At 42.4% G+C, this 14,233-nt stretch carries 15 protein-coding genes and 2 pseudogenes; 13 read left to right on the top strand and 4 right to left on the bottom strand.

Features of this window, described 5'->3' with window-relative positions; all coding sequences use genetic code 11:
- The first annotated feature begins 258 nt into the window (after positions 1 to 258).
- Positions 259 to 936 carry a hypothetical protein gene (locus AAIH57_RS23365; protein ID WP_430023177.1) on the top strand — a complete coding sequence of 226 codons (678 nt, stop codon included), beginning with the start codon at positions 259 to 261 and terminating at the stop codon, positions 934 to 936.
- A 388-nt stretch (positions 937 to 1,324) separates the two neighbouring features.
- Here AAIH57_RS23365 and AAIH57_RS23360 read toward each other — a convergent pair whose 3' ends face one another.
- Positions 1,325 to 2,290, bottom strand: coding sequence for a helix-turn-helix transcriptional regulator (locus AAIH57_RS23360; protein ID WP_430023176.1), 966 nt, complete (start codon positions 2,288 to 2,290; stop codon positions 1,325 to 1,327).
- Between the two features lie 117 nt (positions 2,291 to 2,407).
- Between AAIH57_RS23360 and AAIH57_RS23355 the strand changes: the two genes are divergently transcribed.
- From AAIH57_RS23355 to AAIH57_RS23330, 6 genes are all read left to right on the top strand, one after another.
- A complete protein-coding gene (locus tag AAIH57_RS23355) occupies positions 2,408 to 2,830 on the top strand; it encodes a DoxX family protein (protein WP_430023175.1) in 423 nt (140 codons plus the stop codon).
- Positions 2,831 to 2,966: 136 nt separating this feature from the next.
- A complete protein-coding gene (locus AAIH57_RS23350) occupies positions 2,967 to 3,446 on the top strand; it encodes a GyrI-like domain-containing protein (protein WP_430023174.1) in 480 nt (159 codons plus the stop codon).
- A 23-nt stretch (positions 3,447 to 3,469) separates the two neighbouring features.
- Entirely contained in the window at positions 3,470 to 3,937 is a 468-nt protein-coding gene (locus tag AAIH57_RS23345) for a phage tail protein (RefSeq protein WP_175395035.1), read from the top strand.
- Positions 3,938 to 4,600: 663 nt separating this feature from the next.
- Positions 4,601 to 5,197 (top strand): hypothetical protein, encoded by a 597-nt coding sequence (locus tag AAIH57_RS23340; protein ID WP_430023278.1) that lies wholly within the window; start codon positions 4,601 to 4,603, stop codon positions 5,195 to 5,197.
- Positions 5,198 to 5,320: 123 nt separating this feature from the next.
- The gene (locus AAIH57_RS23335; RefSeq protein ID WP_430023173.1) at positions 5,321 to 5,548 is read left to right on the top strand and encodes a hypothetical protein; all 228 of its coding nucleotides are present in this window, start codon (positions 5,321 to 5,323) and stop codon (positions 5,546 to 5,548) included.
- A gap of 350 nt (positions 5,549 to 5,898) precedes the next feature.
- The gene (locus tag AAIH57_RS23330; protein ID WP_430023172.1) at positions 5,899 to 6,054 is read left to right on the top strand and encodes a hypothetical protein; all 156 of its coding nucleotides are present in this window, start codon (positions 5,899 to 5,901) and stop codon (positions 6,052 to 6,054) included.
- 408 nt (positions 6,055 to 6,462) lie between these two features.
- Here the strand turns inward: AAIH57_RS23330 and AAIH57_RS23325 are convergent, their stop codons facing one another.
- Positions 6,463 to 7,011: a TetR/AcrR family transcriptional regulator gene (locus AAIH57_RS23325; RefSeq protein WP_175395031.1), complete on the bottom strand. Its 549-nt coding sequence runs from the start codon at positions 7,009 to 7,011 to the stop codon at positions 6,463 to 6,465.
- A 164-nt stretch (positions 7,012 to 7,175) separates the two neighbouring features.
- Here AAIH57_RS23325 and AAIH57_RS23320 point away from each other — a divergent pair, with 164 nt between their 5' ends.
- Both AAIH57_RS23320 and AAIH57_RS23315 read left to right on the top strand, forming a co-directional pair.
- On the top strand, positions 7,176 to 8,093 hold the full coding sequence (locus tag AAIH57_RS23320) for an alpha/beta hydrolase (RefSeq protein WP_336764628.1): 918 nt from the start codon (positions 7,176 to 7,178) through the stop codon (positions 8,091 to 8,093).
- A gap of 519 nt (positions 8,094 to 8,612) precedes the next feature.
- Positions 8,613 to 9,479: pseudogene (locus tag AAIH57_RS23315) on the top strand (choline esterase); the annotation flags it as partial.
- Between the two features lie 333 nt (positions 9,480 to 9,812).
- On the opposite strand, the gene AAIH57_RS23310 reads toward AAIH57_RS23315, so the two are convergent.
- A complete protein-coding gene (locus tag AAIH57_RS23310; protein ID WP_175395028.1) occupies positions 9,813 to 10,373 on the bottom strand; it encodes a TetR/AcrR family transcriptional regulator in 561 nt (186 codons plus the stop codon).
- A gap of 246 nt (positions 10,374 to 10,619) precedes the next feature.
- Here AAIH57_RS23310 and AAIH57_RS23305 point away from each other — a divergent pair, with 246 nt between their 5' ends.
- The 3 genes and pseudogenes from AAIH57_RS23305 (at position 10,620) to AAIH57_RS23295 (ending at position 12,123) form a co-directional block, all read left to right on the top strand.
- Positions 10,620 to 11,348 (top strand): NAD(P)-dependent oxidoreductase, encoded by a 729-nt coding sequence (locus AAIH57_RS23305; RefSeq protein WP_430023171.1) that lies wholly within the window; start codon positions 10,620 to 10,622, stop codon positions 11,346 to 11,348.
- 66 nt (positions 11,349 to 11,414) lie between these two features.
- Positions 11,415 to 11,872 (top strand): annotated as a pseudogene (locus AAIH57_RS23300) (MBL fold metallo-hydrolase).
- 50 nt (positions 11,873 to 11,922) lie between these two features.
- Positions 11,923 to 12,123 (top strand): hypothetical protein, encoded by a 201-nt coding sequence (locus AAIH57_RS23295; protein WP_175395024.1) that lies wholly within the window; start codon positions 11,923 to 11,925, stop codon positions 12,121 to 12,123.
- 392 nt (positions 12,124 to 12,515) lie between these two features.
- On the opposite strand, the gene AAIH57_RS23290 is transcribed toward AAIH57_RS23295, so the two are convergent.
- Positions 12,516 to 13,550: a zinc-binding alcohol dehydrogenase family protein gene (locus AAIH57_RS23290; RefSeq protein WP_175395023.1), complete on the bottom strand. Its 1,035-nt coding sequence runs from the start codon at positions 13,548 to 13,550 to the stop codon at positions 12,516 to 12,518.
- Positions 13,551 to 13,684: 134 nt separating this feature from the next.
- Between AAIH57_RS23290 and AAIH57_RS23285 the strand changes: the two genes are divergently transcribed.
- Positions 13,685 to 14,083: a winged helix-turn-helix transcriptional regulator gene (locus AAIH57_RS23285; protein WP_175395022.1), complete on the top strand. Its 399-nt coding sequence runs from the start codon at positions 13,685 to 13,687 to the stop codon at positions 14,081 to 14,083.
- Positions 14,084 to 14,233: the final 150 nt, after the last annotated feature.

Raw genomic sequence — 14,233 nt, 5'->3', positions numbered from 1 at the left:
AAGAAGTACACTAGTGGGCCGTCCTGGGTGTGAGCTGTGCCTGTGGGCGCTAGAAGCTGCGCGGATCTCGTCCGGATCGGAGAGAGCAGCGGCGTGACGGTCGCCTGGGCTTCAGCTGTTCTGTGAAAATAAATTGTTAGACTGGAAAATAAAAGTATAAGACCATGAAAATAAAGTTGTAGACTGGCAGCCGGCATTAGCCAACGGGCAGGATAATAGTCGCCGAATGGAACTTGGTACTAAAAGGAGGCAGGACACATGCTAGAAGAACAGGAAATATTCGCGGGCGAAGGATATAACAGGTTGTACGCAATTGCTACGGGTATGCCGATTTTGAATCTTAGGGGCAGCATACCGCGTGAAGGTAACGGCCAACTACCGTTTCCGTGGGTGACAACGGGCATCAGGATTGATAAAGAACAGATGTTGGAAACCGTTATGAAGCAAAAGACACTCGAGTATTTGTTTAATATGCAATTCAGTAAGGAGGAGATGACCGACCGCAATTTGGTTGTAGGCTGTTATGAATACAGGAATCCGAATGACAAGGAACAAATATTGCTATATGGGCTGGTTTCGTTAAAGGAATTTCTCGCGAGATACGGCGATGAACGGGCATCGGAGATTCTGATGCGAGTTGGCTGCACATACGAGAAGATTATGGAGGAATGCGATGAAGCCATTAAAGAACACTTTGCAGTGTTGCGCCGGTCACTTCATTTAAAGAATTTGAGGGACAAATATGATGTCGTTTACGAGTGGAGTGAAGAGGAAGGGGTAAAGACGTACATAATCAGATACACCAAATCGAGTTATACGAAGATTAAAGCTAAATCATTCGAAGAGTTGACCAAACTCTATGATGAGCAACGGAAGAAGGATGCAAAGAAGACGTTCGCGATTCTGGAACCGTTAGAAGCATTTATGCAAGCCTAAGAAAACCGCCCCTTTATGGGGCGGTTATTCAACATTTCATCGAAAGAAGGTGTCTAACAATTGGGGTGCAGTTCATGTCGGGAGTGGTTTTTTTGTTTGTACAATGATGTATTTACTTAGCATTTGAATGAATTCATCACGGTGAAAGGCGTCACAAGTCATTAAGCTAACGGGAAACGTTAGTTCAATAAGACCAAAGGAGGCAGCAGATCAACATGATCGGCTACCTTTATTCAACTAACGGGCAGGCTAGTTTGAGATCATTTGCAGTGAACCGAGGAATGTTGGGGGGCTTGCGATTCAGGTAGAAAGTAAGGCTAGGTAATTTGCAAAGTTGTAAATAGTGGGGGCTCCCTAATAGATCGTAAATGCAAATTAAATTAAATTCTCACGAGTTCCCTAATAAAGCTATACTCTCCTGCAAACGTTCCACAACCTCTATCGGCATTTCCCTGACCTTAATATCTCGACCTAGGAAAAGCAGCCAATTTGTTATTTCGGCCAACTCATCCGGATGATGAACATTGATGAAAGTCTTTAAAATAGCCGTAGTCTGAAAAGGATTTGTGTATGAAATTGAGATTTTTAAGGGATGGTATTTTTTGTACTGGGCAATCGATTTTGGACCAAGTTCTAGGACAAGGTTGATGGCTTCCTCCTGCTTGCTTAGTTGTTCTAAAATCTTCTTCTTATTTATTCTTTTTTTCTTAGGGTATGGTTTGACATCTGTGAGATTGTCGACAGGAATAATCCGCCTCTTTTCCTCCTCGAGATCAAAGCCTTCAATTTGCCAAGAGCTTTTTTCGCGGTAAAGGTGCAACAAATAGATGGGATAAGATTTTATTTGCCTCGATTCCTCGACGGAAACCATTAAATAGCTGTCCATAAGAATGGTTTGGATCAATTGTTCTAACATAGGATGGGGCAGATCTGACAGATCAAGCAGGTCGGGATTGTGGGGGTTGGTTCCTTCGAACAACAGGGTTTGATTTAACAGCACGAGATCATCTTGCTGGCTCTCCGAGATAAGACCGAGTAATTTTTCCGCTAAAGAATGGCGACTCTTGAGATATGGGAGCTGTTGATTTTTTGTGGCCATGAAGGCAATAAATAGTGCTTTAATCTCATTATCGGTAAAGCGGACAGTCGGCAGGACAGAGTTGTTCATAACAAAATAACCCCCGTCCCTCCCAACCTCGGCGACAAGAGGCATCCCCATTGCTTCAATTTCTCTGATATCTCTAATGGCTGTTGAACGAGAGATGTTAAATTCTCGCATGATTTCAGAAATGGTAAATTGAGCGCGGTTATTGATGTACCGCATGATGATGTTAATCCGTTCAATTTTTTTCATTTGGCCCTCTAAACAGTATCATATTTTGACATGATTTATAGCTATTATAAACGTATCAAGTGAAATAACAAATCATTTGATCAATTCAAAATAAACGAGATCATTGGAGGAATGAGAATGAGTACGATCATCGGTAATGAAAAAATTGCGAAAGAAGAATACCGTCCTATTGGAAGGATAGTCGCTTATTGGATTGTCACAATAGTACTCGCATTCTCCATTGCATTAAGCGGTATCGGACAACTGATGCGATATGGGGGGAATGTCGATCTGGTGACCGATATTGGTTTCCCTTTATATGTCACGAACATTCTTGGAGGTTGGAAATTGCTTGGAGTCATCGTGATCGTAATGCCAGGTTTCCCCCGGCTTAAGGAATGGGCTTATAGCGGTCTCTTTTTTCTCATGACGGGTGCTGCCCTATCCCATGCGTTCGCTAACGATTACGGTGATTACGGATTCCATATTATTCTTCCGCTTTTCTATGCCGTGCTTGGCATTGCCTCTTGGGCGCTGCGTCCGAAAAGCCGCAAACTGTAATGGGTAGGGAAATTAACAAAAGTTCGTGCATGGCTCCGATAAACAGTATCACATTTTGACACGATTTATAGTTATTATAGACGTAACAAGTGAAAAACAATTCATTTGATCCATTTCAGAAAAAGGAGTGTTTATCATGGCAGTGTATACCATTGAAAAAAAAGACAGCTTTATCGTTCTAGGTATTGGCACGGAGTTGAAGAGCGATTACACGGATTATGCAGGTATGAACAAGGAGAAGCAAGACTTTTGGCAATCCGTGGCGCAGGATGGAAGGCTTGACACTTTAAAGGCCGTCGCTGCGAACGACTACATTTTTGCCGTGAACGAAGCGATAAATCACAAGATGATGTATTATGCCGGTGTCATGACCGAAGCATCGGTACCAGAAGAACACCGAGTGATCCAATTCCCTAAAGGACAATACCTCGTCGTCAAAGGGGAAGGGAAGACGGCTGATGAGTTGAGTAATAGGCTGACTGGTATCGCCTTTGGTCAAGTCTTGCCAGCAGCAGACGATTTTGCTTATGTTGGCGGGCCCAATGCAACGGTTGAGATGGGGCAGCGAGACGGCCTAGTATATGGGGAAATGTGGATTCCAGTTGTGGAGAAGTAAATGAAATCAGAGGAGGAACGAGGATGTCCCCTATCGTTGGTTTTAAAAATGTGTCCACAGTTGGTCTAGAATCTTCACCAGTAGCAGAAGCGCTTGCTGGTATGCGAGCAAATGAAGCCCGTTACTTTATGAACAAATACAAGCATGAATTTACGGTCGTACCAGCCGGCGAGAGCCAGGAGACGCTTGCGTACGTGAGCCGAATTTTGAAAGAAGAACGTGGTATTGAGTTTGCGGCCAAACCATTGGAAACATCTCATTTTCAAGTGGATAATATTAGATGGGCCTACGTCTTTTATGAAGATGGTCTGGCGGTCAACATCATGTATACATTGGATAACCCCAAAAAGCGGGCCGTTGGTTTTAAGCTTTCAGAGGGGATGGAAGTGCCTCAAGAGCTGGAAGAAAAGAAGTTTAAATTTGCTAGACAGAAGTCCAAACTGGCTGGGACAATTCGAGGTACGTTCTTTGTGATAAAAGGAGAATATTGAAGCAAACAGCACCCATAAGTTAACACTAACGGGAAATGATAGCTCAATAAAACCAAGGAGGCAGCCGATCTACATGATTGGTTGCCTTTGTTCATGTAATGGACAGTTTAGTTCAAAAGCGTATTCAACTCCTCATTTTGAGAAAATAAAATATCCCAACTATGAGTTGCTTGCATTTGATAAAGCTAATTTTGACAGTCGTTCTAGCGCTCGGGTTAACTTTGCTAATCAAAAACTCCAGCTTCAGGCGAAGAAACCCTGTCAGTACACAAACAACGCAAAGCTCGTTAATCCAGCAGGCGTTGATCATTGAATTAAATCGTCAAATGATGAGTACTCTTCGTCAAAAGTACCATGACAACTTTTTTGTACGCGAACGTCCACATGCTACCAATCCAAGGTTCGAATAATCTGGAGGCTAATTTTATTTTGAAAATGACAGTGATGAAATAAGAGCAGCCAGAAACAGTTCATATGACGTGCCGACGAGATGCAAGATTAAGTTAACGGGAAACGATAGCTTAACAAAGAAGGCAGTCGGTCAATTGTGATCGGCTGCTTTTGTTCAACTAACGGGCAGGTTAATTGAATGAAGTTGGAGAATAACCTCTGGGAGAAGTCGATAACAAAGCAAGGTAAAGGGGAGATCAAAGTTTGAAACGAATGCCTTTTGAACGACCAACGGAGCACTATGACGAACGGATTTCTAAAATTGACGAGCAAATTTGTGAGATGTTGAAACTTCGGAAGCAGATTTCAAACAACAATCCTGGTTTCCCGCCATTTGAATATATCTCTGTATGGGCTGAAACTTTTGAACTTTACGAGGACTTTCTGAAAGCTGTTTTCGGAACTTTTAGAAGTGAAGAGTTTTATAAGCCAATAATTGAACCATCACACTTTAGAAAATATATACCTGTTCTAAAGTCAGTCGAAGAAGGAAGCTTTTTCTATACTATAAATTCAATCAGGCAGTACAGTAACGCAAGTGTAGTGACTTTTAGTATCGATTGGGATGTGAATATGTCAGAGGTATCCTCCATCTCTAAGCCTCGCAGCCATTTTGAATTGCAAATTGGAGAACAATATGATTGCCGCATGATTCATGGTGGCAGCCACGCAGGTCATGCTTCAACCAATTATGTAATATCTCCGCCACTACCCGATAAAACTTCAGGACTTGAATTAACGTTCATAGAATATATTAAGCCATTCAGTGACAAGGAGACGGGAACAAAGATTGTATTTAAGCTGGAATAGCTTCAACGAGCATGGATCAAACTAACGGGAAAGTTAGCTCAATAACAATTTGGTACGATTCACCGCTATCCAGGGAGCCCAATTAAAAACAACTCCCTGATCTCATTAATGGAGGTTGTGTGCATGTTTAATAAACGGGAGATCCAAATTAAGGAAAGGATACAGGAGAGGTATGACATAACAGAAGAATTATATACAGCTTGGTTTACTAAAAATTCTGCTGTGCTAGTGGAAAGAGATAGATTCTATCAAACAGAACATATAGAGAAGCATAGAGCAATATCTTATCTATTGGATAAAGGATATATAATCGCACAACCCGTCGAAAAAAACCTGAAATGGTTGCGCTAAGCATCACTTCTGAAGGAATAGATTTCTATGAGCAAGGATATTTAACAGGTAAAGCTAATGGCTGGCAAATTGTAATTGAACAGAAAGATAGTGAGGAGTAAGGTCAGAAGTGGTTTTGTTAGAAGGTTAACGAAACCTCCCTATAAAGTTGGATTCTGTATGTTAATATAGATTTAGCTTTATGCGTCGCAAGAAGGATGTATAGCAGGTTATTAAACTAACGGGACGTTAGCACAATAAGGCGGCATCGTTTCATACGGTTCTTTAGCAAATGGACCGTCAGATATGACTACTCTTTCTGTCAAGGCGCTTACGCTGGGGTAACAATCCTGACCTGGCAGGAAGATGCGATGGCAGAAGAGCGTATGCAAGACATGGAAGCAGCTATTGAGGTAGGGACCAATTCGAAAACGATGTTATCAAGCTACACGGAATTTGATTTATCGGAAATTCACATTGCAGTGAAAGTTGTTAGTGCGCCTGAAAAAAAGGCAACATCGTTTTGAAATTTTAATTGCTACTCCTGCTGCGCTGATAACACCAATTTAATGACTTTGTTACAAGAGGAGTTCCCCAACGTAAGTGAATTGATTATGTATCACGAGAACCATGCCAGGAGTTGACCTGGTTTTGAGGCACATGATCCTTTTCTTTCACAAGAATCGTGAAGTCAAACGGAACACGACTGGGTGTTTGTGTTGAGATTTCCAAGTTTTTATAATATGTAACACTTCATATAATAAACAAACAAGCCAAACTATAATGGAGAAGCCGAATTTATTTTTATAATGATAAATGCATCATTAATGTCTAATTGTCTAATTGAAATGGTACAATGTTCTTGTTTTATCCGTTTGCTCTCCAGCAAGCGGATATTTTAATTTTACAATCAGGAAGACATATAATAGATCTCATTAGCTAGTAGTTAATTGTGTCATATATAACTGAACCACTTGCGCTGACACAGCCTCGATATCACTGTCTATTTCGTCCAATACGTAGGATTCAAGTACACCCATGGTTGCCATCCCCAAAAACTTCAAAAAAATACGCTTATCGATGATCGGAAGTGTTTCATCATTCAACTTTTTATCAATCTCTCCCATAGTAAAGGACAACAGCTTTTTGCGAAAGGCTGAAGCACTGTCACTTTGAAATAAAGCAGCAAAGAATGATTTGTGAAGCTCAAAGTAAGAAAACCACATAAGTGAACCTTCAGTTATGCCGATATCCTTTTTTTGATCACATATTTCTTGCAGTTGTGCGATATGGTCGTCCACCATTTGATCCAACAGATCGTATTTATCAAGATAATGTAGATAAAATGTTTTTCGACCTACATTGGCTTTCTCTGTCAGATGTTTAACTGTGATGTTATCAAACCCTTCCTGAATGATCATTTGCAAAAAAGTTGATTGAATCGCTTGTCTGGACTTTACGATTCTGCGGTCTATTTTATCCATAGCGTCGTCCTCCTGTACATTTCTACACATTGTATGTGGTGTGTGTATTAACACACATGTGAAGTGATGTGGTTATTGAATCTAATGCTTGATTATTTTAACCTAAATATACATAAGGCGAATAATACGCACAAGTGTCATAAATAGAAAAGGTGGTTTTATAGATGATAGTAATCCAAAAGAACGTTAAATTCCTAGCGCAGGGTCTGGCTTTAGCTGCAATTCTCCGAATACCTGAGCACGCTGAAGAAAAGAAAGGTAATCCGGCTATTGTCTGTGTTCATCCGGGTAGTAGCTGCAAAGAGCAAACAGCAGGCATCTATGCAGAGAAACTTGCCGAGTTGGGCTATGTGACGATTGTATTTGATGCATCGTATCAGGGAGAAAGTGAAGGCGAGCCTCGTCATGCCGAATACCCGTCCGCTCGTGTGGAAGATATTCGCTCTGCTGTGGATTACCTGACTACTCTGGAATATGTCGATGAGCATCGGATTGGTGTACTGGGGGTATGTGCTGGAGGAGGATATGCAGTACATACTGCAATGACGGAACGACGCATCCAGGCAGTGGCTGCGGTTTCCGTTGCGAACATAGGTCGCGGATATCGTGAAAACGATCCAATTGGAATGTTGGAGCAGGTTGCTCAGCAACGTACGGCTGAGGCACGCGGGGCAGAACCTCTGACTAACCCATGGATTCCTGGAAGCCACGAAGAAAGAGAAGCAGCAGGGATGAATGAACTTGATATTAAACAAGCAGTGGATTACTACCGCACATCCAGAGGTCAGCATCCGAACTCACCTAACCGTTTGAAATTTACAAGTGTAGATTCCATTATTGCCTTTGACGCGTTTCATCTGGCAGACTCTTTGTTAACCCAACCTTTGCAGATCATTGTCGGTAGTATACAGGGAGCGTTTGGTTCTTACCATGATGGTCATGATTTGTATCAACGTGCAGCCTCGGAACATAAAGATCTGTTTATTGTAGAAGGTGCCAGTCATTATGACTTGTACGATAAGACTGAGCCAGTGAAGAAAGCTGTTGACAGATTGGACGCTTTCTATAAAAAGTATCTTTAATGCGCTTTACGGATAACCCTCAGACAATAGACTATGATTTCTTAGCGCATGAATGTAAGAGACTATACTGATCTCTCTAAGTCATCATTCATGGGAATAAATTTGTCTAAGAAAAGAAAATTCAATTCAATACCAAGATAAAATACAAGTTACAGGCGACCTGAGCTCTGAACAATTCGGAATTTGAGCCGCCTGAAACTTGTTTGCTTTAATGTGCATTTATTGACTTAGCGAGAGTCTCTTCATAATCAAGCTCAATCTTCATGACGTCTGCCATTGTTTGTACAAACGGTTTCTTCTGGGGCTGGACTTAGAGACGTTTTGTACATTACCATAGATGGAGTGAGTCAATGATCGGTACAATAATGTACCGTTTTTTTTGTGTCCAGGGAGACTGTTTTTAAAATGGTACCTGAGAGGTGATGAATTTCCGGAATTTCATTCTCTGAGAGATGAGCTTCTGGTTAACATCGGGGGGGAGCGGGTGAGAAGCTATTTGACTCCAATGTTAAGGCATGGTCTTACGAAGATGTGGCCTTGTCTGAAAAGGAAGATCAATATCCGGTTTTATTCTATTCTCATGGTGCAGGCGCTTACCCGCAGCAAGGCACGTTGTACTGTCAAGACCTGGCTAGCTCCGGCTATATTGTCGTATCCATTGGCCACGCGGAAAGTGGTATGTATAAACTCAAGGATGGACGAATAGCTAGGATGTCAGAGAGATTCATCGATGATTTAAATAAATATGGACAAGAATTCGCCACGCTAATTACGCCACTTATGCCTCAAATTGTGGCAGAAAAGCTCGAGAAAGAAAAAGCCATTGAGATCTCTCATACATTGACTTCGGCCCCTGCAGCAGTCAATTTTTCAAAATATGTTGTGTTACAGAGTGAGGATGTTAGACATATCGCAGACCATCTATACAAAATGAATAGTGGTGACATGGAATCGATTTTTAAAGGTAGATTGCACCTTAAAATCGGTATGGGGATGTTTAGACATTCGTTTGGAGGAACGACAGCGACCATTGTTACCCGAGACGATGACCGATTTGTCGGCGGTGTAAATCTTGACGGTAATATGTTAGGTGCCGTGGATAGCGATCTTAAGAAACCCTTCATGCAGCTCAGTACTGCGCTTGCTTATAATACGAACGCATTTCTTCTTGAAACCAACAGTCAGGAAACATACTTCGTCATTATTGACAATGTGACTCACGGTGACTTTTCCGACGCCTTGTTTGCCTTCACGAATGAGGCTTCCAGAGGAACCCGGGACGCCATGGAACAGCGCAACATTATTACCTCTTATACAAAGGCGTTTTTTGATAAATATATGTTGAAAAAGGAAACAGAAATTGAAGCCTTAGCATTTATTTGCTGAAAATTGAACAAACAATAAGGTATGAAGAAGATACCTCTCAAGTGGTTGAGACAATAATATCCTGAAGTTGTCAATAGAAGTATTGATTGGGCGGACGAAGAAACAGCAGAGTATTTTAGGAGCAAGCAGAACTGAAGCTGGATGCATATAACATATATACCATTAGGCCAACACTTGCATCTCGATCATTTAGATAAGGTTTATAAATCAATTCGCTGAACTAACGGGAAACGTTAGTCCTGTAAAACCGAGGAGGCAGCCGACTTAGTGACGGCTGCTTTTATTCAACTAACAGGCAGGATAGCGAAATAAAGTGTGTTGATTCAAGATCGATTATAAATTCCTTTCTAACAACGCCCCCACTCGTTGTGCCATATAGTGAGGAGGGGAGGGCTTTCCATTCTTGAACCACCATTCCACTACCCCTACGATAGCAGCTCCAAAAAATTGAATAATCACATCTTCAGCGTCACCGTCACTTAATCCTTGAGAATTTCCTTCGGTTATGTTTTCTACATTCTTTAACTCTTGGAGGACAAACTCAAGGAACCGACTGTGAAAAAAAGGACCTCCTTGATTCGCCAACATCGTTGAAAAGAATAAATAATGACTCTCAAAGTACTCGAACCATAACAATACCGTATCATAAAAAACGGTATTATTAGCTGCTAATTCACAGAGTTTCCGTAGTTCGTAAATATGTTCTTCCATTAGCTTATCTAGAAGATCAAATTTATCTATGTAGTGAAGATAGATGGTTCTTCGGCTAACATTTGCCCTATCGGAAATTTCTTGTATAGTAATTTGGTCGATTTTTTTTTCAATCATCAGTTCAATCAGAGCTTTTTTTATCGCTTCTTGAGATTTGATTATTCTTCTATCCACCTTAGACACTTTGAGTCACCATGCTTTCTGAAATAAATTACACAACTTCAAATGATTTGTGAACAAATGCACGAATTACAGTTATTTGGTAATTGCTGACGCATTATTTTTTTGTTTATGATTATACACAGTTGTTATCTAATACTCCAGTGTGCATTTTTCTGTGGATATTAACCAGTAGGAGCCGATCTTCCTCGCGGTTGGCAAGCTGCGTCAAAGCTTTGGCAGCCACCGGTGCTGTCTAGTAAAGCAGCTATGAATACGAGTAATAATTATCACATTCGAAGGGGGAACTACTTAATGAAGGTAACAGTAATAGGGGCGACGGGTGCGACTGGCAGGAAAGTGATAGAGCGAGCACTTGATTTGGGGCACGAGGTTGTAGCCGTGGCTCGCCGGCCGGAAGTCATCGCCCCCACAGCGCGCCTCAGCGTCCGACAGGGAGATGTACTCGATGTGCCGAGCATTGCCAAGGCCTTGGCCGATACAGATGTGGTAATTAGTTGCATAGGTCCTACCGGAAACTTTTCGCAGGGTACCGTCATATCGGAGGGGATCTCGAACATCCGCAAAAACTTTTCGCCAGGAACCATCATGTCGGTGGGCATTACGAACATCCTGGCAGCCTGTCAGAGCGCCGGAGTTAAGCGCTTCGTCATGCAGAGCGGCATTGGTCTGAGCGATGGAAAAGAACTTTCAGCACTAAATCGCTTGGCCATAAATATTTCGGGTCGTATTTTCACGAAGGCGGTTGAGGACAAGGCCATTGCCGAGCGTGCAGTACAACGGAGCGAATTAGATTGGATCATTGTACGACCGCCCGCTCTTAGCGACGTAGCCGCCACTTCGAAATATACGGCAGGCCCCTCGACCCGCATTTCTCCGCTCCGGCCACTTTCCTTCGCTGACTGCGCCGACTGCCTCGTAAGGGCGGCGACGAATGAACCAACCTGGGTCAGGAAGATCGTTAACGTTGGGCGATAATGGGGTTGTCTTAAACGGAACGTTAGTTTTCGTTATTCTATTTTTGAACTGGATGGCAAATTATTATTGTTAGACCCGGTATTTACGGACTATACCCCTCCCTTTAGATTTGGTGGCAGGCGTTATAGTGAACAAATGCCAATCGAAATTGAGGTCTTTCCCGAAATTGATGCTGTACTTATATCACACGATCACTATGATCATCTAGATTATCGGGCAATCAAGAAATTAAGAAACAAAGTAAGAAAGTTTCTTGTCCCTCTCGGTGTAGGCAGCCATCTTGAGAGATGGGGGGATACTGAGCGGATTGTTGAACTTGACTGGTGGGAAGAAGTGGAGGTTTTAACCTGAAGTTCCGCTGCACACCGACAAAGCATTCTTCGGGAAGAGGATTTGGTCAGAATTTAACCTTGTGGTCTTCGTGGATCATAGATGGAAGACATACAAATGTGTTTTACAGTGGGGATAGCGGCTATAGTCCACACTTTAAAGAGATTGGTGAAAAATATGGCCCATTTATTTGACACTAATCGAATCCGGACAATATGACAATAAAGGCTGGTGGCCTTTTCATATGTTCCCAGAAGAAACGGTACAATCCCATATTGATCTCCGGGGTAACCTGTTACTTCCTGTCCACTGGGGTGCTTTTACATTGGCGATTTATGACTGGGATGAACCCATTGAACGTGCTCTCAAAGCTGCTCATGAAAGAGACGTATCCATTGCTACGCCTCGTATTGATTGGAGAAACAGTCGAAATAAGTTTATTTAATGTACCACTACTCCATGGTGGAGAGTTAACAATGGAGATTTTATATGCCCAATATAATCATACTCAAACTTATTTTAGGGGATCAGCCTCTTTTGGGGACAGCAAACAGGTTTGTCAAATGGGGGGGCGGATCTAATTGGCTGTCTGTATGTTTTGATCCTTTGCGATAGAGTTTATTGTTACGGGGAACATGTTCGTGTGTATTCACAAAGCGATTGAACTAACGGGAAACGATAGCTCAATAATGCAAAGAAGCAGCTGATCAAAGTGATCGGCTGCTTTTGTTCAACTAACGGGCAGAATAGCAAAATACGCGAATAATATATAATCGAATTCAAACGTTCCTGCCCTTGGGATTAGCAATCCAAGCAGGGTAGGAACGAATATCAATGTTACTCGAAGTTCTCAATCACGATTTTACCTGTCATACGTCCTTCTTCCAGTATCGCATGTGCCTTACGCAAATTGGCAGCATTAATGGGAGAGAGGATCTGGGCAACAGTAGTGCGTAAGCGTCCTTCATCGATCATACGGGAAACTTCATTTAATAGGTTATGTTGTTCAATCATATCCGCAGTCTGGAACAACGGTCTGGTGAACATCAGCTCCCAGGCAAAAGTGACGCTTTTGTTTTTCAGCAAGGTCAGATCGAGCAGCTCATCCGTCTCCACAATAGAGCAGATTTTCCCTTGAGGAGCAATGGCCTCAGCCATATTGATCCAATGCTTCTCCGTACTGTTTAGGCAGAAAATATAGTCAACGTGTTCCAAGCCCAGTGCTTTGAGCTGAGGGAGAAATGCTTCGTAATGATTGATGAGATGGTCGGCTCCCATATTTTTGGCCCACTCAGCCGATTCCGGGCGTGAAGCCGTGCCAATGACGGTCAAACCGGCGTGTTTGGCCAGTTGTGTCGAAATAGAACCCACACCGCCCGCAGCCCCGATGATCAAAATTGTTTTGCCTTCGTTGTGATCTGTGGCAGCCGACACGCCCAAACGATCAAATAATCCTTCCCAAGCAGTGATAGTGGTTAACGGAAGGGCGGCTGCATGGGCAAAATCCAGTGTTGCCGGTTTAAAACCGACGATTCTCTCATCAACGAGATGAAGTTCGCTATTCCCCCCAGGACGGGCAATGCTGCCAGCATAATACACTTCATCCCCCGGTTTGAACAGTGAAGATTCCGGTCCAACGTGTTCGACGACACCTGAGACGTCCCAACCGAGAATCTTTGGCGTGTTTTCGGTTCGATTTTTAGGAGCTCGTACTTTGACGTCGACGGGATTGACAGAAATGGCTTTGACTCGGATCAGTAAGTCTCTCCCTGTAGGTTCAGGTACATCCATCATTACGTCCAGCAAGCTCTCAGGATGCTCAATGGGTAAATAGTTCAGCAAGCCGATGGCTTTCATTTGTTGGTTTGACATTGTTGTTTCCTCCTTAAATACATCTATTATTGCTTTCTGGTTGTAATATAACGTATAGTGACTACCATGAATAGTACGCACAATGATGTGATGTAGTATCAATTTGTATACTGTTAATGGAGGAGGATACAAACATGCGCGACCGCAAATCGGGATACGGCCATTGCCCGAATGAAGAAGGTTGTCCCGTCGAGTATACGTTGGATGTCATCGGAGGCAAGTGGAAAGGTGTACTTTTGTACCATATGATTGAAGGTCCTATACGATTTAACAAGTTTCGCAGAATATGTCCGACCATCACGCAGAGAATGCTGACGCTACAGCTTCGAGAGCTTGAAGAAGACGGCATCGTACACCGTGAGGTGTACCCGCAAGTTCCTCCCAAAGTGGAATATTCGCTATCGGAATTCGGACGCACATTAGTGCCGATCATTATGGAAATGAAAATCTGGGGAGAGAAATATAAAAATTTATCAAGCGCTACTCCCACACAGACAGAAAACGTGGTTGAATCCATGTTGGATTCGATGTGAATTTCTAAGTCACGGTTTGATTAATACCTTTATATATAGTATTAGGGTATTTCTTAAAATGTTTAATTAGTTAATTTCAATCTGCAACTCTCATTAGACTTACGGGAAACGATAAATCAATGTAACCAAGAAAGCAGCTGATCCATGTGA

Source organism: Paenibacillus sp. MABNR03 (assembly GCF_050455445.1).
Taxonomy (GTDB): Bacteria; Bacillota; Bacilli; order Paenibacillales; family Paenibacillaceae; genus Paenibacillus; species Paenibacillus xylanilyticus.
This window is presented reverse-complemented; position numbering and strand designations above follow the sequence as displayed.